At 74.2% G+C, this 17,598-nt stretch carries 18 protein-coding genes; 12 read left to right on the top strand and 6 right to left on the bottom strand.

The genetic code is table 11. From position 1 onward, the window contains the following. Positions 1-293 precede the first annotated feature (293 nt). Positions 294-1,091 (top strand): glycoside hydrolase family 16 protein, encoded by a 798-nt coding sequence (locus tag G5V58_RS17095; RefSeq protein ID WP_165235345.1) that lies wholly within the window; start codon positions 294-296, stop codon positions 1,089-1,091. On the opposite strand, the gene G5V58_RS17090 is transcribed toward G5V58_RS17095, so the two are convergent. Further along, positions 1,092-1,859, bottom strand: coding sequence for a hypothetical protein (locus tag G5V58_RS17090; RefSeq protein ID WP_165235343.1), 768 nt, complete (start codon positions 1,857-1,859; stop codon positions 1,092-1,094). A gap of 91 nt (positions 1,860-1,950) precedes the next feature. Between G5V58_RS17090 and G5V58_RS17085 the strand changes: the two genes are divergently transcribed. Next, a complete protein-coding gene (locus G5V58_RS17085) occupies positions 1,951-2,325 on the top strand; it encodes a VOC family protein (RefSeq protein ID WP_230486702.1) in 375 nt (124 codons plus the stop codon). After that, positions 2,318-3,133 (top strand): thioesterase family protein, encoded by an 816-nt coding sequence (locus tag G5V58_RS17080; protein WP_165235337.1) that lies wholly within the window; start codon positions 2,318-2,320, stop codon positions 3,131-3,133. Before G5V58_RS17085 ends, G5V58_RS17080 begins: the two co-directional genes overlap by 8 nt. Here the strand turns inward: G5V58_RS17080 and G5V58_RS17075 are convergent. Further along, positions 3,130-3,429, bottom strand: coding sequence for a hypothetical protein (locus G5V58_RS17075; RefSeq protein ID WP_165235334.1), 300 nt, complete (start codon positions 3,427-3,429; stop codon positions 3,130-3,132). The two genes, G5V58_RS17080 and G5V58_RS17075, sit on opposite strands and share 4 nt — an antisense overlap. A gap of 727 nt (positions 3,430-4,156) precedes the next feature. On the opposite strand from G5V58_RS17075, the gene G5V58_RS17070 reads away from it, so the two are divergent. The 5 genes from G5V58_RS17070 (at position 4,157) to G5V58_RS17050 (ending at position 9,001) form a co-directional block, all read left to right on the top strand. Then, positions 4,157-4,552 (top strand): (deoxy)nucleoside triphosphate pyrophosphohydrolase, encoded by a 396-nt coding sequence (locus G5V58_RS17070; RefSeq protein ID WP_165235331.1) that lies wholly within the window; start codon positions 4,157-4,159, stop codon positions 4,550-4,552. After that, a complete protein-coding gene (mshB, locus tag G5V58_RS17065) occupies positions 4,549-5,478 on the top strand; it encodes an N-acetyl-1-D-myo-inositol-2-amino-2-deoxy-alpha-D-glucopyranoside deacetylase (RefSeq protein WP_165235328.1) in 930 nt (309 codons plus the stop codon). Before G5V58_RS17070 ends, mshB begins: the two co-directional genes overlap by 4 nt. A 5-nt stretch (positions 5,479-5,483) precedes the next feature. Next, positions 5,484-5,852 (top strand): hypothetical protein, encoded by a 369-nt coding sequence (locus G5V58_RS17060; RefSeq protein WP_165235325.1) that lies wholly within the window; start codon positions 5,484-5,486, stop codon positions 5,850-5,852. Between the two features lie 22 nt (positions 5,853-5,874). Continuing rightward, complete coding sequence (locus tag G5V58_RS17055) at positions 5,875-7,530, top strand: peptidoglycan binding domain-containing protein (RefSeq protein ID WP_165235322.1); 1,656 nt, start codon at positions 5,875-5,877, stop codon at positions 7,528-7,530. A 370-nt stretch (positions 7,531-7,900) separates the two neighbouring features. Then, entirely contained in the window at positions 7,901-9,001 is a 1,101-nt protein-coding gene (locus G5V58_RS17050) for a beta propeller repeat protein (protein ID WP_230486701.1), read from the top strand. 235 nt (positions 9,002-9,236) lie between these two features. On the opposite strand, the gene aspS is transcribed toward G5V58_RS17050, so the two are convergent. Beyond that, positions 9,237-10,517, bottom strand: coding sequence for an aspartate--tRNA(Asn) ligase (aspS, locus tag G5V58_RS17045; RefSeq protein ID WP_165235319.1), 1,281 nt, complete (start codon positions 10,515-10,517; stop codon positions 9,237-9,239). Positions 10,518-11,361: 844 nt separating this feature from the next. Beyond that, a complete protein-coding gene (locus G5V58_RS17040; protein ID WP_165235316.1) occupies positions 11,362-12,282 on the bottom strand; it encodes a GNAT family N-acetyltransferase in 921 nt (306 codons plus the stop codon). A gap of 23 nt (positions 12,283-12,305) precedes the next feature. Between G5V58_RS17040 and fdxA the strand changes: the two genes are divergently transcribed. The 3 genes from fdxA (at position 12,306) to G5V58_RS17025 (ending at position 15,021) form a co-directional block, all read left to right on the top strand. Beyond that, the gene (gene fdxA / locus G5V58_RS17035; protein WP_165235314.1) at positions 12,306-12,632 is read left to right on the top strand and encodes a ferredoxin; all 327 of its coding nucleotides are present in this window, start codon (positions 12,306-12,308) and stop codon (positions 12,630-12,632) included. 4 nt (positions 12,633-12,636) lie between these two features. Further along, positions 12,637-13,737: a succinyldiaminopimelate transaminase gene (gene dapC / locus G5V58_RS17030; protein WP_165239238.1), complete on the top strand. Its 1,101-nt coding sequence runs from the start codon at positions 12,637-12,639 to the stop codon at positions 13,735-13,737. 183 nt (positions 13,738-13,920) lie between these two features. Further along, positions 13,921-15,021, top strand: a complete 1,101-nt coding sequence (locus G5V58_RS17025; RefSeq protein WP_165235311.1) for a GGDEF domain-containing protein — start codon at positions 13,921-13,923, stop codon at positions 15,019-15,021. 559 nt (positions 15,022-15,580) lie between these two features. Here G5V58_RS17025 and G5V58_RS17020 read toward each other — a convergent pair. After that, the gene (locus G5V58_RS17020; RefSeq protein WP_165235309.1) at positions 15,581-15,751 is read right to left on the bottom strand and encodes a DUF5999 family protein; all 171 of its coding nucleotides are present in this window, start codon (positions 15,749-15,751) and stop codon (positions 15,581-15,583) included. Positions 15,752-15,932: 181 nt separating this feature from the next. After that, the gene (locus tag G5V58_RS17015) at positions 15,933-16,889 is read right to left on the bottom strand and encodes a hypothetical protein (protein WP_230486700.1); all 957 of its coding nucleotides are present in this window, start codon (positions 16,887-16,889) and stop codon (positions 15,933-15,935) included. Between the two features lie 49 nt (positions 16,890-16,938). Here G5V58_RS17015 and G5V58_RS17010 point away from each other — a divergent pair, with 49 nt between their 5' ends. Next, a complete protein-coding gene (locus G5V58_RS17010; protein ID WP_165235307.1) occupies positions 16,939-17,598 on the top strand; it encodes a hypothetical protein in 660 nt (219 codons plus the stop codon).

Here is a 17,598-nt window from a genome sequence, read left to right as displayed (position 1 = left end):
GCCCACCCAGCCAGACCGGGTCCCGCTGTCAAGGACGAACCCCTGGGCCGAAGGCCCCGCCGTTCGCCACGAAGTGGCGCGAAGCGTCCTTGACAGCGGGAGTCGGGCTGGTAAGCGCGCGGCCGCACGCAATTGATCACCCGAACATCAAGAAGTGCCGAGGCAGGCAGCGACAGGACGGCAAGCACCAAGAACCCACACGGTGAGTTGAGGAGCCCGCCTACGCTGTGCGCGGTCGTGGTGGACGACCGCGAGCGCGAGGGGGAGCGGTGCGGGGGAGGGTGCTCAGGCCCGTGGTGGCGGGTCTGGTGGCCGTGCTGGTGGCGGCGGGGCTGACCGCGTGCAGCGACGGTGAGCACGAGCGCACGCTCGTCTGGAGCGACGACTTCGACGGGCCCAACGGGGCGCTCCCGGACCCGAAGAAGTGGGAGCTCGAGCAGTTCGCGGACGCCACCGACGACGAGAAGCAGTGCTACACCAACTCCTCGGACAACGCGCACACCGACGGCAACGGCTACCTCGTCATCTCGGCGATCAAGCAGGCCGGGAACTGCGCGGACGGGTGGTACCGGTTCATCACCTCGGCGCGGCTGACCACGCGGGGGATCAAGACCTTCGAGCACGCGCGGTTCGAGATCCGGGCCAAGATGCCGCCCGGCGTCGGCACCTGGCCGGCGTTCTGGGCCCTCGGCCAGGAGAAGGGCGTCGAGTGGCCGGAGGTCGGCGAGATCGACGCGATGGAGTACGTCGGGCGCGACCGCAACCACGTGATCGGCACCGTGCACGGGGCCGACGACGAGGGCAAGCACTGGTTCCTGCAGGCCGACCACGACAGCGACACGCTGCTGAGCGCGGACATGCACACCTACGCCGTGCAGTGGGACGGCGACGAGGTGCAGTGGTTCATCGACGGCGAGGAGTACGGCAGCGTCACCAAGGACGAGGTCGAGGACGTCGGGCACTGGGCCTTCGACCGGCCCTACTACCTGATCCTCAACCTCGCGATCGGCGGCGTGCTGGGCGGCGAGGTGCCCGACAGCCTGACCTTCCCGCAGGAGCTGGTCGTCGACTGGGTACGCGTCTACGAATAGTCAGGCCCGGCGCCGCAGCCGGATCCGCGCGTACCGGAACCCGACCATGCGCTGGAAGGCGCGCAGCCCGTTGGTCTGCTCGGGCGGCGTCGCGGTGTCGATCAGGTAGCGCACACCGAGGCGCGACAGCTCGGTGACCAGGGCGGCCGTGGCCAGGTAGCGCGCGTCGCTGTGGGCGTCGCTCCACCCGAGCGTGCGGAAGTAGCGCAGCGTCGCGAACGCCCCGTCCCGGGGCGCCACCGCGAGGAGCAGCGGCTGGCCGTCGGGGCCGTCGACGGTCAGCCACACGTCGTGCTGGAGCAGGTCGTCGTTGTCCGGGTCGGGGACGCGGTACGACGCGTCGGCGTGCGTCCGCTCGGCCCGGTCGGCCGCGGCAACCAGTGCGCGGCGCTCGGCCGGGTCCTCGACGGGACGCGGCTTGAGGCCGCGGCCCTCGGCGGCGCGGATCTTGCGGCGCAGGGTCTGGGCGCGGCGACCGGTCGTGTAGTCCTCCGGGTCGGCCGGGACCTCGAGGACCGCGGTGCCGAGTAGCCGGGCCGGGACGCCGTAGGAGACCCGCGCGTCGAGCACCCGGCGCACCGCGCGGCCGCCCGGGGCGTCAGTGGGCGCGGCGTCCAGCGCCGGCAGGCCGCGCACCGCGCGCACGGCGTCGCGCACCGCGCGGCGGTGCCGCACGGCGTACCGCGCGCCTGGCCGGCCGGCGTCGACGTAGGCGTCCCAGAAGGCGGCCAGGGACCGCTCGTGCTCATCAGTCCCGAACGTGATCATCGCCTGGTCAAGGGTAGGCGGCGAGATGCCCCATCGGGCATCGGTGAGAGGACCCTCACGAAGGCGCGAGGACAGTCAGTACGGTGCCGGGGTGCACCGCTCCCGCATCGGCCTCGTGCTCATCGACCACCCCGAGGAGGACTGGGACCGCGCGCTCGCGTTCTGGGCCGGCGTGCAGGGGGTGACGCCGAGCGGGGACGACGAGTACCGCTCGCTCGGCACCCTCGGACCGGTGTCGTTCGACGCCCAGCGGCTCGGCGCCGGCACCCCGGCACGCCTGCACCTCGACATCGAGAGCGACGACGTGGCCGCCGAGGTCGCCCGGGTGGTCGCCCTGGGGGCCCGGGTGGTCGACGAGCGCGAGGGCTACACCGTCCTGGAGGACCCGGGCGGCCTGCTCTTCTGCGTGGTCCCGGTGCAGACCGGCGAGCGCTTCGAGCAGGAAGCCCACACCTGGGATGAGTGAGTTCGACGACCACACCGCGGTGACGCCCGACGGCGCGGGCGGCTACCGCGCCGAGCTGTCCGAGGGCTGGGTGGTCGGCGGCGGGGTCAACGGCGGCTACCTGCTCGCCGTCATGGGCCGCGCGCTGCGCGAGGCGCTGCCCGGCAAGCCGGACCCGGTCGCGGTGAGCGCGCACTACGTCTCGCCGTCCACACCCGGCCCGGCCACGGTCACGGTCGACGTGCGCCGCGAGGGCGGGTCGGTGGCCACGGCCGCCGTCGACCTGGTCCAGGACGGGACGACGCGGATCAGCGCGCTGGCCACCGTCGGCGACCTGGCCCGCTTCGCCGAGCGGGCGCCGGAGGTCCGCACCACGGCGGTCGAGCCCACGCTGCCCGCGCCCGAGGACTGCACCGCCTCGGCCGACGCCCCCGACGAGGTCCGGGCCTTCGTGCGGATGCTGGACCGCCTCGACCTGCGGCTCGACCCCGCGCACGCCGCGTGGGGGCAGGGCGAGCCCGGGATGACCGGCGTGATCGCCGGGTGGTTCCGCTTCCCCGACGGCCGCGAGCCCGACGCGCTCTCGCTGCTCACCGTCTGCGACGTGCTGCCACCGGTGACCTTCGACCTGGGCATGCCCGGCTGGGCGCCGACCCTGGAGCTGACCGTGCACGTGCGCGCGCACCCGGCGCCGGGCTGGCTCAAGGTGCGCCACGAGACCCGCAACCTCGCCGCCGGCCTCTTCGAGGAGGACTGCGAGATCTGGGACAGCGCCGGCCGCCTGGTCTGCCAGTCCCGGCAGCTCGCGCTGGTGCCGCGTCCGCTCTAGTCGAAGTACGAGCGCGGCATCGCGTAGACCCAGCGTCGGCGCGGGTGCTCGGTCACCGACCACAGCAGGTCGGTGTCGGCGTCCCAGGCGATGTCCTCCGGGCCCATCGGCGCCGCCCACCGGTGCTCGCGGAAGGCGCCGGGCTCGCCGACGTACACCGAGCCGGGCATGCGCGGGCCGTGCGAGGCCGTGACGTACCAGCGGCCCTCGGCGATCGCGGCGCCCTGCGCGCGGACCACCCCGCCCTCGTCGAGCGCGAGCGGGCGGGAGACGCCCGACTCCTCGGCCAGGAACATCGTGGTCGGGTCGACGGGGGAAGCGGGCCAGCCGGCGGGTCTGGCGGCGGTTGCCGTACTCGCCCACGACCAGCTCCGGTGGGGTTCGGCTGCGGTCGAGGGAGAGGAAGGAGTAGCGCAGCGCCGGCGAGCCCTCGTCGGTCACGGCGCGGTAGCCGAACCGCACCGGCAGCACGTAGCGGTGGCCGAAGGACTCCACCAGCCCGGTGGACGGCACCCGCAGGACGTCGTCGACGCGGCAGGTGTAGACGCCGCGAGCGGTGGCGGCCACGTGCACGTAGGGCCCGTGCCACACCAGTCCGCCGGCGTGCACCTTGAGCGGGGCGATCCCGGCCACCCCGTCCTCGACGACCGGCCGGACCAGCAGCACGTGCCGGTAGCGCCGGGTCCGCAGGTCGATGAACGTCAGCCGCGAGCCCTGGCCGTGCTGGGCGTACCACGACACGACCAGCGTCGGTGCCGGCGCCTCGGTGTCGGTCGACGTCGACACGCCCTGGGGCCACCAGTCCGGGTCGCGGCGGTCGGCGCGGTCCCACGTCAGCGCGCGGCGTACGGCGAGCCCGGGCGCCCACGTGCGCCGCGCCCGCCGGTTGAGGTCGCCCAGCACAGCCGCCAGCCCGGCCCGCCCGCCGAGGCGCGCGGCCAGGGCGTCGATCTCGTCGACGTTCTCGTCGGTGCGCACCAGGTGCGGTCCGAGCGGTCCGGTCGTCACCCTCACAATCTAGGGATGCAGCTGCAGCTGGTCGTCGGCGCCGCCGTCGTGCGCGCCGGTCGGGTCCTCGCGGCGCGTCGCACGGCGCCCGCCAGCGCCGCCGGCCGCTGGGAGTTCCCCGGCGGCAAGGTCGACCCCGGCGAGACGCTGGAGCAGGCGCTGGTCCGTGAGATCGGGGAGGAGCTCGGCGTCACGGTCCGCCTCGACCGGTGGCTGGCGGGCGAGCAGCCGATCGGGGCGTACGTGCTCCGGGTGGCGCTCTGTGTCCTCGAGCACGGTGAGCCGACCCCGACCGAGCACGACCGGCTGCGCTGGCTGGCCGCGGGCGAGCTCGACGACGTGGACTGGCTCGACGGCGACCGACCCTTCCTGAGCGAGCTGTCGGCGGTGCTCACTACGCTCGAGACGTGACGGACCACGCGGGTCGACCCGCGCAGCGACTCCTGCTCGTGCACGCCCACCCCGACGACGAGACCATCGGCACCGGGGCGACCATGGCGCGCTACGTCGCCGAGGGGCGCGGGGTGACGCTGGTGACGTGCACGGCTGGTGAGATGGGCGAGGTCCTGGTGCCCGAGCTCGAGCACCTCGCCGCCGACCGGGAGGACCGGCTCGGCGAGCACCGCAAGGGCGAGATCGCCGACGCGATGGGGGTGCTGGGGGTCACCGACCACCGGTGGCTGGGGGGCTTCGGGACCTACCGCGACTCCGGGATGCAGTGGCACGCCGACGGCTATGCGATCCCGGCCGACACCATCCACGACAACGCCTTCTGGCGCGCCGACCTGACCGAGGCGGCCGACCACCTGGTGCGGATCATCCGCGAGGTCCAGCCCCAGGTCCTGGTCACCTACGACCAGTTCGGCGGCTACGGCCACCCCGACCACATCCAGGCCCACCGGGTCGCGATGTACGCCGCCCAGCTGGCCGCGGTGCCGTCGTACGCCCTCGACCTGGGCGAGCCGTGGCAGATCGGCAAGATCTACTGGTCGGCCATGTCGGAGAGCCGGATGCGCGCCAGCCTGCGTGCGCTGCGCGCGGCGGGCGACACCACGTCGTTCGAGGGCATGGACCCAGACGGCCCGCTGCCGCCGTTCGTCACCGCCGACGAGAACCTCTCCGCCGCGGTGGACGGCTCGGCCTACCTCGACCAGAAGATGGACGCCCTGCGCTCCTACCCGACCCAGGTGCAGCTCGAGGGCGGCTTCTTCGCGCTGTCCAACAACGAGGGCAGCCAGACCTGGGCCGTCGAGTTCTTCCGCATCGCCGCGGGCCGGCGCGGGCCGCTCGGCCCCGATGGGCTCGAGTCCGACCTGTTCGCCGGCCTGGAGGACTAGTCAGGGTGGCGCGGGCGCGGGTCGCCCTGCTGCCGGTCGCGGTCCTGGTCGGCGCCGCCTGCGCGGTGGCCACGGTCGCGCTCTACCAGCTGTGGTGGGGTCTGCTGCTCGCCGTCCTCGCGACCCTGAGCGCGGAGCTCGCCGTCCCGCGCGGCTGGGCCACGCGATTGGTGTTCGCGCTGGCCTTCGACGTGGTCGTCGGCCTGGGCGCCGTGCCGCGGGGAGCCGGCGACTACCTGGTGGCCTCGACGGCGTCCGGCTACGGCGTCCTGGTTCTCGCATTGGTCGTCCTGCTGCTGGCCATCGCCACGCTGCCCCGCCCGGGCCGGCGTGAGTTTCACCGGCCGGCCGGCGGAACTCCCACACTCGAGTGACGGAAGTTCCTACAGTGCACCCGTGAGGCGAGTGCGACGGCGCGGTGTCGGGCACGAGCGCGAGGGCGGCTGGGCCGTCCTGGCCATCGTGCTGGCCGTCGCGGTGGTCGTGGCGGGCGGCTGGGTCGCGGCGTACGCCGGCGCCACCGGCAAGGTCCCGCTCGGCACCCACGTGGCCGGCGTGGACATCGGCGGTCGTGACCGGTACGCCGCCTCGGCCACGCTCGCCTCGGCCATCCGGCCCCAGCTCGAGCAGCCGATCACCGTCCAGGTCGGCACCGTGACCACCCAGGTGACCCCGGCCGAGGCCGGCATCTCGGTGGACTCCGTGGCCACCGTGCGCCAGGTGGTGGGCAAGCGCAGCTGGGACCCGCGGCGGATCTGGCAGTACTACTCCGGCGGCGACGCCACCACGCCCGTGGTCAAGGTCGACGCCGGCCGGATGAACGCCCTCTTCGACCGCCTCGACGAGCAGGCCGGCCAGCCCGCGCGCAACGCCGGCATCTCGCTGGCCGGTGGTGCGGTCGCCCTCACCGAGCCGCGCGACGGCGCGCAGCTCGACCGCGACCAGGCGGCGACCGCGCTGGTCCAGGCCTACGTCCAGGGCCACACCGTGGCGCGGCTGCCGCTGCGCCTGGTCGCCCCGGACATCGACGGCGCCGAGCTCGAGTCCGCGGTGCAGACCCTGGCCAACCCGGCGGTCTCCGCACCGGTGACCCTGACCTTCGCCGGGTCCCAGGTGGTGCTCCAGCCGCGGCAGTACGCCGACCTGCTGAGCATCGTCAGCCAGGGCGGCGCACTGACCCTCGACGTCGACTCCGGCGCCCTGGCCGCGCTCGTCGACCCGACCGCCCACGACGTCGAGCCCGTCGACGCCTCGATCAGCCTCCAGGACGGCACCCCGACCGTCGTGCCCGCGGAGGCGGGCCAGGCCTTCGACGAGACCGGCGTGACGAAGGCCTTCCTCGGCGCGGTGACCGCCCAGGGTCCGGCCCGCACCGTCGCGGTCGACCCGGCGGGCGAGACCGAGGCGACGTTCACCGACGCCGACGCCCAGGCCCTCGGCGTCACCACCCCGGTCGCGAGCTTCGCCGTCCCGGTCCCGGCCTCGGCCGGAGCGGCGCTCACAGCCGCCGCGGCCCGCCTCGACGGCACCCTGCTCAAGCCGGGCGACACCCTCTCCCTGCGCAGCCGCACCGGCGAGGTGAGCGGCTCGGTCAGCCGACTGGCCACCGCCACCTGGAACGCCGGCTTCCTGGCCGGGCTCACCGACGTCGCGCGCACCGGCTCCCCGACGTACGCCGCCGGCCTGCCGGTCGGGCGCGACGCCTACGTCGACAGCACCGCCGACCTGGTGATGCGCAACGACACCGGCCGCGGCGTGCTGCTCTCGGCGCGGGTGGCCGACGGGCAGGTCGTGGTCGACGCCTGGTCGACCAAGGAGTGGGAGGTCGGCGTCACCGTCGGCGCGCCGTACGCCCCCGTCGCGCGGACCACTGTCACCGACGTCACGCCGACGTGCGTGGCCAGCCCTGGCGCGGACGGCTTCAGCGTCGACCTGGCCCGGACCTTCACCGACCTGGCCGACCCCGCCCGCAGCCGCATCGACACGGTCACCACGACCTACCAGCCCGAGCCCGCCGTCGTCTGCCAACCCACGCTGCCGCCCGCGCAGTAGCGACGAGTCCCGGCGCCGGGACCGGTCGGCCGTCGCATGACCACCGTGCGCGCCGACCTCTTCGTCTCCGTCGACGGGTTCGCCCGGGGTGAGCACGCACCGGGCTACTCGGCTACGACGGGCCCGACCTGCGGAGCGCGGGCAGCCTCTCGCTGGTCCGCCGGCTCGTGGACGCCGCCCTGGGGGAGCCGGAGCTCGCGCGTTCATCTCGGGCCGGCGGACCTGCGAGCTGGCCGGCCGCTGGGGCGGGGACCACCACGACGGCGTACCGGTCCTGGTGCTGACCCACCACGTCCCCGACGAGCCGCCGCCGGGGGACCGGCAGGTCTCGCACCTGCGCTACCGGGTGCTGCGGTAGTACGTTGCCGAGATGATCTCGGGAACCTCGTCACTGCCGCGCGCCCTGGTGGCCGCGCTCGTCACCGCCCTGGTCGTCGGGGGGCTCGCCGCCCTCGTGACCGACCGGGCCACCGCCGCCGCAGGGGTGCGCTGGGTGGACCGGCCCACCGGGTCCGACGCCCAGTTCCGCGGCCTGGCGCCGGTGAGCAGCAAGGTCGCGTGGGTCAGCGGCACGGAGGGCACGGTGCTGCGCACCACCGACGGCGGCCGGCACTGGCGCGACGTCTCGCCGGGCGGCGACAGCGGCGACCTGGAGTTCCGCGACATCGAGGCCTGGGACGACCAGCACGCCGTGGTCATGTCGATCGGCGAGGGCGGCGACTCGCGCATCTACCGCACCGGCAACGGCGGGCGCACCTGGCAGCGCACCTTCCAGAACCCGTCCAAGGCCGCGTTCTACGACTGCCTGAGCTTCTGGGACCGCCGCCACGGGCTGGCCATGAGCGACCCGGTGAAGGGGAAGTTCCGGGTCCTGGTGACCAACGACGGCGGGCGCACGTGGGCCAAGCGGCCGAGCGACGGGATGCCGGCGGCGCTGGACGGTGAGTTCGGCTTCGCGGCCAGCGGCACCTGCCTGGTGACCGCCGGCAAGAGCGACGCCTGGATCGCCTCGGGCGGCGCGGCCGCGCGGGTCTACCACTCCGCCGACCGGGGCCGCACCTGGACGGTCACCGACACCCCGGTGGTGCGCAGCGACGCGGGCGGCATCTTCTCCCTCGCCGTGCGCGACCAGCGCACCCTCGTCGCGGTCGGCGGCGACTTCGAGAAGCCGGACAAGACCCAGCGCACGTCGGCGTTCTCCGAGGACCGCGGGCTCACCTGGCAGCTCGGTGGCGACCTGCACGGCTACCGCTCCGGCGCCGCGTTCCTGCCCCGCACCGCCGAGACCGGCTCGCCGTCCCAGGGCGTCGTCGCGGTCGGCCCGACCGGCACGGACGTGTCGTACGACGGCGCGGTGACCTGGAAGCGCGTCGACCGGGGCAGCCTGGACGCCGTCGAGTGCACCGCCGACGGCGCCTGCTGGGGCTCGGGCTCCGACGGCCGGGTGGCGGTGCTGCGCGGGCTGGGGTGACCCCGGCCCGGTCCGCCGCCACCTGCTCGAACCGCTCTCGCAGGCGCTGCTCGACCGGCCCCGGGAACCCGCTCACCCAGGCGGTCTTCGGCGTGGCCTGCCCGGCCTGCGCCCACGAGGACCTGTGCCCGGCCGACGTCTCCGAGCACCTGCTCATCCCCACCGACCCGGTGGCCATCCGGCTGGGGCTGGACGCCCTGGGCCGCAGAGGCCCCGCCCGGCCTGCTGAGCGCGCCTACGGCGCCAGTCGGTGCAGGTCGCGCGGGAACAGCGTGACCTCGCGGATGTTGGCCGCCCCCGTCAGCCGCGCCACCCACCGCTCCAGCCCGATCGCGAACCCGCCGTGCGGTGGGATGCCGCGCCGGAAGGCCTCGACGTACGACGCGTACGGCGCCAGCGGGTAGCCCCGCGCGGCCAGCGCCGCCACGTAGTCGTCGTAGCGGTGCAGCCGCTGCGCCCCGCTCACCAGCTCCAGGCCGCGGAACAGCAGGTCGAAGGAGCGCGACCACCGCGGGTTCTCGGGGTCGGGGTGGCTGTAGAAGGCCCGGTGCGCCGTGGGGTAGCCGTGCACCACCACGAAGTCGCTCCCGTGCTCCTCGCGGCCCCACGCCCCGAGCGCCCGCTCGTGCTCCGGCGCCAGGTCCGGCTCGTCCTCCGGCGCACCGATCAGCGCCAGCGCCTCGCGGAAGTGCAGCGTCGGTACCACCTCCGGCACCACCGGCACGTCGAGGCCGAGCAGCTCCACCGCGCGACCGGCCCGCTCGTGCACCGCCTCGACCATCCCGGCCACCGTGTCCCGCAGGCACGCGATGACCTCGACGTGGTCCTCGACGAACCCGAGCTCCACGTCCAGGCTGACGTACTGCGCCAGGTGCCGCACCGTGTCGTGCGGCTCGGCCCGGAACACCGGCCCGACCTCGTAGACCCGCTCGAAGACGCCGACCAGCACCTGCTTGTAGAACTGCGGGCTCTGGGCGAGGTACGCCGGCCGCCCGAAGTAGTCGACCTCGAACACGTTGGCCCCCGACTCCGTCGCGGACTCCACCAGCTTGGGGGTGTGCACCTCGGTGAACCCGGACGCGTCCAGCGTCGACCGGAACCCGTGCAGCGACGCCGCCGCGAGCTCCCACACGGCACGCTGCCGCGGGTGGCGCCACGTGGTCGCCGCGTGGTCCAGCAGCGTCGGCAGCCCGGTGTCGAGCCGCGGGCGCCACAGCTCGACCGCCGGCGTGTCCGCCGGGTCGCCCAGCGCCGTCACCACCGGCGACGTGACCTCGACGCCGCCCGGGGCCTGGGCGTTGGCCGTCGCCGTGCCCACCACCTCGACCGGCGTCTCCTCGGGCGGCAGCGGTGTCCCCGGGGCGAACACGGCCTGGGCCAGCCCGGTGCGGTCGCGCAGGACCAGGAAGCTGACCGTCGCCAGCTCGCGGCGGCGGTGGACCCAGCCCTGGAGGCGGACCCGGCTCCCGGGTGCGGTCGTGGGCAGGGCGTGGGCGGTGGTGCGTGGGACCTTCATCTGACCTCCGGAGTGGGGCTGCCCTGGAGGTGTGGGCGGGGGCAAGGTCGCGGTGCCACCACACCTTCGCCGGCACGGGGCCGGCCTCTGGAGGTCCCGGAGCGAACGTGTTGTGAGGGGTGTCAGGCCTCGCGCGCACCGGGTCTCCAGGGTAGGGGGAGGGTGCTGTGGTGGGCGAGGTGGTTTTGGTCTGGGTGCTTCGTCTCGTGGTGCGGCTCTGGGGTCCGGCCGCCTGTGGACTGACCCGGCCCCCGCCGGATCCGGTGTTCACCGTCGAAGGCAACCGACGCCGTGTTGCACGCGACTGCTTCCAGCCCCATTACGTCCGGTGTGCGTGCCCCACGCCGCGGATTCAGCCTTCGACGGCGAACTCCGGCCCGGCGGGGGCCGGGTCAGCCCACAGGCGGCCTGGTCTGGCGGCGGCACCGTCTCGTCTCCGCCTTCACGGGTGGGTGGGGGTGTGGTGCGGGTTGCCGCGGCCGGCGCCGCCGAGAACTTGTAACGCGCAGTTATCGGATCTTCCGACCCGTTACAACGGGTCGGAAGATCCGTAACTGCGCGTTACAAGTGCGTGGAGGCCGACCTCAGCGTGGTCGCCGAAGGCGGCCGCGCTTGTGTGGGGCGGGGCACAGCCTCGCCCTCAGCGCGCCCTCACCAGCCAGACCGGGTCCCGCTGTCAAGGACGGACCTGTCGCCGAAGGCCGCCGTCCGCCACGAAGTGGCGCGTAGCGTCCTTGACAGCGGGAGTCGGGCTGGTGAGTGCGCGGCCGCACGCAATTGATCACGCCAACCAGGAGAGACGGCGACGGGCAAGCAGAGAACCCACCGCCAGCTCAGAACACCCTCAGGACAGCGGCGACGCGAGGTACCGGTACCGGTGGTGCTCGACGAACCCCAGCCGCTCGTAGAGCCCCAGCGCGGGGTCGTTGTCGCCCAGGACCTGCAGGTACGCCGTGGCCGCGCCGCGCTCGGCGGACCGCTCGACCAGCGCCGCCATGACCGCCAGGCCGAGCCCTTGGCGCCGGTGACCGGCGTCCACCGCGATGGACCGGAAGCCGACCCAGTCGCCGTCCACGGCCGCGACGCCGCTGGCCCGGGTGTCGAGGCGGGCGGTGACCAGGTCGCCGTCCTCGTCGAGCTCGACACCGCCGGCGTCGACGCCCCGCAGCGCACGGGCGACACCCGCCACCGACGCCAGCTCGAAGACCGTGTCGGCGTCACCGGACTCGGAGACCCAGCCGTGGCTCAGGAACAGGGCCTCAGGCGCGGTGTCGCGCAGGACCGCGGCGATCGGCCGGGCGCCGTGGGCGGTGTAGAAGTCGACCACCCCGGCGTACGCCTCCGCGTCGGACAGGCCGGGGTCGGTCATGGCCAGCACTGAGTTGGCCCGGCGCGCGGCGTACGTCGTGGAGCGGCGCAGCGTCCAGGCGCCCAGGGGCGAGGTCTCCAGGCCGGGGAACAGCGTCATGCCGCGGTGCTGGGCGGTGACCGGGTCGACGCGCAGGCGCGGGGAGGGGCGCGGCGGGACGGGCTTGCCGGAGACGATGTCGGCGAGGGCGATGGTGACGGTGTCGGTCGGGGAGCCGTCGGAGGAGTCGCGGGCCACGACGCAGATGCCGTCGCCCCACGCGGTGCAGGTGCCGAGCACGTCGGTGAGGGCCGGGCCGCCGGAGGGGCCGGTCTCGCCGCGCAGGATCCGGCGGACGACGACCCGCTGGCCGACGACGTGCGGCCCCAACGTGTGGGCACCCGCGTCGGACGACACGCCGGGATACTAGGCTGCCTCCCGTGACGTACGTGATCGCTCAGCCCTGCGTGGACCTCAAGGACCGGGCCTGCGTCGACGAGTGCCCGGTGGACTGCATCTACGAGGGCAAGCGGATGCTCTACATCCACCCCGACGAGTGCGTGGACTGCGGTGCCTGCGAGCCCGTGTGCCCGGTCGAGGCGATCTTCTACGAGGACGACGTCCCCGAGCAGTGGAAGTCGTTCTACGACGCCAACGTGAAGTTCTTCGACGACCTCGGCTCGCCCGGTGGCGCCGCGAAGATGGGCGAGATCGACCACGACCACGAGCTCGTCGCCGCGCTGCCGCCGCAGGAGCACGACGAGTAGTCCGCTGAGCAGCTCACGAGGCGTCTCCGCCCGTCTCCCCGACTTCCCCTGGGACAAGCTCACCGCTCACGCCGCCCGTGCGCGGTCGCACCCGGACGGGATCGTCGACCTCTCGGTCGGTACGCCGGTCGACCCGACCCCGGGGGTCGTGCAGGAGGCGCTGGCCGCGGCCGCGGACTGGCCCGGCTACCCGACGACGATCGGGCTCGAGGCCACCCGGCAGGCGTGCCTGGACTGGCTCGGCACCCACGGCGTCACCGGGGTCGGCCTGGACGGCGTGCTGCCGACGGTTGGCTCCAAGGAGCTCATCGCCCAGCTGGCGCTGCACCTCGGCGTCGGCGCGGGAGACCTGGTGGTCTTCCCCGAGCTGGCCTACCCGACGTACGATGTCGGCGCGGCGCTGGCCGGCGCCCGCGCGCTGGCCACCGACTCGCTCACCGCGATCGGACCGGAGCGGCCCGCGCTGCTCTGGCTGAACTCGCCGTCCAACCCGACCGGCCGGGTGCTGCCGCCCGAGCACCTGCGCAAGGTGGTGGAGTGGTGCCGCGAGCGCGGGACGGTGCTGGTCTCCGACGAGTGCTACCTCGAGTGCGCGTGGGACGCGGAGCCGGTCTCGGTGCTGCACCCCTCGGTCAGCGGCGGCTCGCCCGACGGCATCCTCACCGTCCACTCGCTGTCCAAGCGCTCCAACCTGGCCGGCTACCGCGCGGCGTTCGTGGCCGGGGACCCCGCGCTGGTCGGCGAGCTGCTCGCGGTCCGCAAGAACCTCGGGCTCATCGTGCCCGGCCCCGTGCAGGTCGCGATGGCCGCCGCCCTGGCCGACACCGCGCACGCCGAGGAGCAGCACGCGCGGTACGCCGCCCGGCGCACCCACCTGCGCGGCGCCCTCGAGACGGCCGGCTTCCGCGTCGACCACTCCGAGGCCTCGCTCTACCTGTGGGCCACCCGCGACGAGGACTGCTGGGCCACCGTCTCGTGGCTGGCCGAGCGCGGGATCCTCGCCGCGCCCGGCGACTTCTACGGCTCGGCCGGCGCCCAGCACGTGCGCGTGGCCTTCACCGCCACCGACGAGCGGGTCGCCTCGGCCGTGCACCGGCTGACCTGAGACATCCGCCCCGATCCCACCCCGTCGGGTGGTGATCGGACCCGGCTGACCAGACCGCTTCCGCGCAACCCCCGCGTTCGCCGGTATCGGCGCGCTGCGCTCCCTACCCTGACGGCACCAGGGAGACCGGAGGGAGCCGGTCGCCCGTCGACACACCGGGACCGGGGGGTACCTGTGGACCTCGTGACGCAACCGGTCGCGCCTGGCGACGCGCTGGCCCGTGGCCTCGGCGCGCCGTACCACCGCCTGCTCGACTGGATGCGCCCGCGCGACGTCACCGTCGCCGCGCGCACCGTGTCGGTGCTCATCGCGGTCGGCGTCGCCGTCACCGTGCTGACCCTGCCGCTGCAGCCGGGGACCAACCGCCCCACCGACCCCGCGGTCCTCGCCCTCGCCGCCCTCGCGCTCTTCACCGCCGCGCTGATGGCCGTGGCCTCGTGGTTCTTCGACCAGGCCAGCCGGCTGGCCTGGGCGCTGTGCCCGGTCACCGCCATCGCCGTCATCGTCTTCGTCGACCTGGCGACGCACGACGCCTCGGTCTCGGCCCAGATCTTCTTCGTCTTCCCCGCGGTGTACGGCGCCGCGCTCCTCCGGCGCCCCGGCGCCATCGTGATGACCGCCCTGTGCCTGCTCGGCGAGGTCGTCGTCGTCTTCAGCCAGCTCGGCGCCCGCGAGGCCGTCCTCGACACGGCGTACATGGCCTCCGCGCTGGTGACCATGTCCTACCTGCTCGTGCGCAGCGGCGAGCGCCAGGACGCGCTGGTCACCGAGCTGGCCCGCCTCGCCGCCATCGACCCGCTCACCGGCCTGGTGACGCGCCGGGCGTTCGACGAGGCCCTCGACGGCGCCCTCACCCGACCCGAGGGCGACGAGGGCACCTCGCTGGTGCTCCTCGACGTCGACGAGTTCAAGTCCGTCAACGACCGCTACGGCCACCCCGGCGGCGACCAGGTCCTGGTGCAGCTCTCCGGGCTCCTGGTCGAGGCCTCCCGCCGCGGCGACGTCGTGTGCCGCCTCGGCGGGGACGAGCTCGCCGTCCTGCTCCCGCGCTGCACGATCGACGTCGCCCTGCGCCGCGCCGAGGACATCGCCGAGCTGGTCCGCGCCCACGGCTTCGACCTCGGCGCCGGCGACCTGGTCAAGGTCTCGGTCAGCGCCGGCCTCGCCCACGCGCCGACGCACGGGTCGGCCCCCGAAGAGCTGTACGCCGCCGCCGACGCCGCTCTTTACCAGGCCAAGCGCGGGGGGCGGGACCGCGTCGTGGCACATCCGTTGCCGGTGTAGGTGGGGCTGGGTGCTGTGTCTCGTGGTGCGGCTCTCGTGTTCTCGGCCGCCTGTGGACTGACCCGGCCCCCGCCGGACCGCAGCCCCCTCACCGAACGCAACCGACGCCGTGTTGCACGCGACTGCTCCCAGCCCCATTGCGTCCGGCATGCGCGCCCCACGCCGCGGGTCTAGCGTTCGGCGAGGGGGCTGCGGTCCGGCGGTGGCCGGGTCAGCCCACAGGCGGCCTGGTCGGCGGCGGCACCCTCGCTTTCGCCTTCACGTGGGGGTGGGGGAGTGAGGTCGAGGTCATTCGCACATCGGGACCGCAGCGTGGTCGCCGAAGGCGGCCGCGCTTGTGTGGGGCGGGGCGCAGCCTCGCCCTTAGCGCGCCCTCACCAGCCAGACCGGGTCCCGCTGTCAAGGACGGACCTGTCGCCGAAGGCCGCCGTCCGCCACGAAGTGGCGCGTAGCGTCCTTGACAGCGGGAGTCGGGCTGGTAAGCGCGCGGCCGCTACGCAATTGATCACCCGAACAGCGAGAGCGGCGACGGCAAGCAGGGGCCCGAGAAGAACGGGACCTAAGCGATCAGCTGGTCGTGTCCCTCAGGTGTCAGGTAGTGGCCGTCGTCGAACAGGATGATGCCGTTGCAGAGGCGGCACCAGCCCTGGCCGCTGCGGTCGGCGACGACGTGGGCGGTGCAGCAGTCGGTGGCTCGGCTGTCCGGGCACGCCGGAGTGTGGGTGCACATGTGGGTTCCCTCCCCGTGGTCGAACCCCTCCCCGGGGTTCGAACGATCCAAGACTGTTGTACTCCCGCACCCCCGGGTGTGCACGAACTGCGCCCGAATCCCTGTGGAAATCGTCCGATCGGACTACCGCCCGACCGGCCCGACTGACCCCGCTGGGGGTCGGTCGGGGCCAGGGGAGGCGTCAGTACACGTCCACGTGGACGTGGTCGCGGTGCTCGAGGACGGCCCGGTCGCCGGGACGGTCGGGTGGGTCGTAGTCGCGCCAGCCGTCGCCGGAGCGGGCGCCGGCGGTCCAGATGCGGGCGTCGAAGATGACGGTCTTGACGTCGAGGCGGTCGGCCTGGCTGACGAGGTACTGCGCGATGGCCCAGCCGCGGGTCTTGTTGCGCGGGCTGATCGGGCGCACGAAGACGTCCACCGCGCGCCCGTCGTAGTGCGCCGAGCCGGGCATGTGGCCGGTCGAGACGCCGCCGGGCTCGAAGCCGCCGAGGGGCTGCTGCGGGAACAGGGAGGCCACGTCGCGGCGTACGGCGTCGGCGCGCTCGGTCAGCCCGGAGTCCTCCAGGGCGGCCGGGCCGGCGTCGGTGTCGCCGAGCCGGCAGCTGAAGGCGCGCGGGGAGTTGCCGGTGAGCGCGGAGGCCAGCACGCGGGCGTCGGCCTCGTGGTCGGCGTAGGCGTCGGGGAAGCCCGAGCGCTGGACCTCCTGGGCCGCCACGGTGATCTCCAGCGCCTCGTAGCCGGGCACCTTGACCAGGGCGTCGTAGAACGCGTTGGCCGCGTGCGCCGGGTCGCGGACCTCGGCGAGCGTGCCCCAGCCCTGGGAGGGTCGCTGCTGGAAGAGCCCGGCGGAGTCCCGGTCGCCGCCGCGCAGGTTGCGCAGGTCCGACTCCTGGTACGCCGCGGCGAGGGCGATCGAGGCGGCCCGTGCCGGCAGTCCGCGCTCGACGGCGATGGCCGCGATCAGGCCGGCGTACCGCGCCTGGCTCGGGTCGAGGACCACGGTGCGCCCGCCCACGTCAGCGACGCACTGGTCGGGGGCCAGGAACGGGATCTTGTCGCCGCGCACGGCGAACCACCCGACCGCGGCCAGCAGCGCCAGCACCACGACGCCCGCGCCGACCGCGATCCCCCTCCTCACCCGGCGATTGTGGCGATCCGGACCAAGCCGGTCGGGGATGATCGGCGGCGTGGCCACCACGGGAGCCTCCGTCGCGCACCGCCGCCGCTGGCCGGCGACGGTGGCCGTCGTGCTCGTCCTGGCCGCCCAGGTGGCCCTGCCGGAGCGGGTCAGCCTCGGGCCGCCCTGGCTGGTGCCGCTGGTGCAGCTGGTGCTGCTCGTCCCGCTGGTCGTGGCCAACCCCGTGCTGCTCGACGAGGACCCGCAGCACCCTGCGCTCCGGGTCCTGGCCCTGGTGTCGGCGTTCGCGGTGCTCGGCGTCAACACGGTGCGGGTCGTGCACCTGCTCGTGCTGATCGCCGGCGGCACGTCGTTCGCGGGCTCGGACCTGGTCCGCGCCGCCGTCGTCGTGCTGCTGACCAACGTGGTGGCGGTCGCGGTGGTCTTCTGGGAGCTCGACCGCGGCGGCCCGCAGGCCCGCGACCCGCGGCACCCCGCGCCCGAGGACGAGCCCGACCTGCTCTTTCCGCAGATGACGCTGGACGGGTACGACGCCTGGCGGCCGGCGTTCCTGGACTACCTGTTCGTCGCCTTCACGGCGTCGACGGCGTTCAGCCCGACCGACGCGATGCCGTTGAGCCGGCCGTTCAAGGTGCTGTTCATGCTGGCGTCCTCGACCGCGCTGCTCACCGTGGCCGGCGTGGCCGCCCGCGCGGTGAACCTGGTCTGA

It is taken from the genome of Nocardioides anomalus, assembly GCF_011046535.1.
GTDB classification, from domain to species: Bacteria; Actinomycetota; Actinomycetes; order Propionibacteriales; family Nocardioidaceae; genus Nocardioides; species Nocardioides anomalus.
Note: the sequence above shows the minus strand (reverse complement) of the source record. Positions and strands in the feature narration are given on the sequence as shown.

Excerpts from the sequence above, each read along its gene's own strand:
- G5V58_RS17020 (WP_165235309.1), bottom strand. The coding sequence starts at position 15,751 with ATGTGCACCCACACTCCGGCGTGCCCGGACAGCCGAGCCACCGACTGC.
- G5V58_RS17070 (WP_165235331.1), top strand. The coding sequence starts at position 4,157 with ATGCAGCTGCAGCTGGTCGTCGGCGCCGCCGTCGTGCGCGCCGGTCGG.
- G5V58_RS17080 (WP_165235337.1), top strand. The coding sequence starts at position 2,318 with ATGAGTGAGTTCGACGACCACACCGCGGTGACGCCCGACGGCGCGGGC.
- G5V58_RS17075 (WP_165235334.1), bottom strand. The coding sequence starts at position 3,429 with ATGTTCCTGGCCGAGGAGTCGGGCGTCTCCCGCCCGCTCGCGCTCGAC.
- G5V58_RS17050 (WP_230486701.1), top strand. The coding sequence starts at position 7,901 with ATGATCTCGGGAACCTCGTCACTGCCGCGCGCCCTGGTGGCCGCGCTC.
- aspS (WP_165235319.1), bottom strand. The coding sequence starts at position 10,517 with ATGAAGGTCCCACGCACCACCGCCCACGCCCTGCCCACGACCGCACCC.
- G5V58_RS17090 (WP_165235343.1), bottom strand. The coding sequence starts at position 1,859 with ATGATCACGTTCGGGACTGATGAGCACGAGCGGTCCCTGGCCGCCTTC.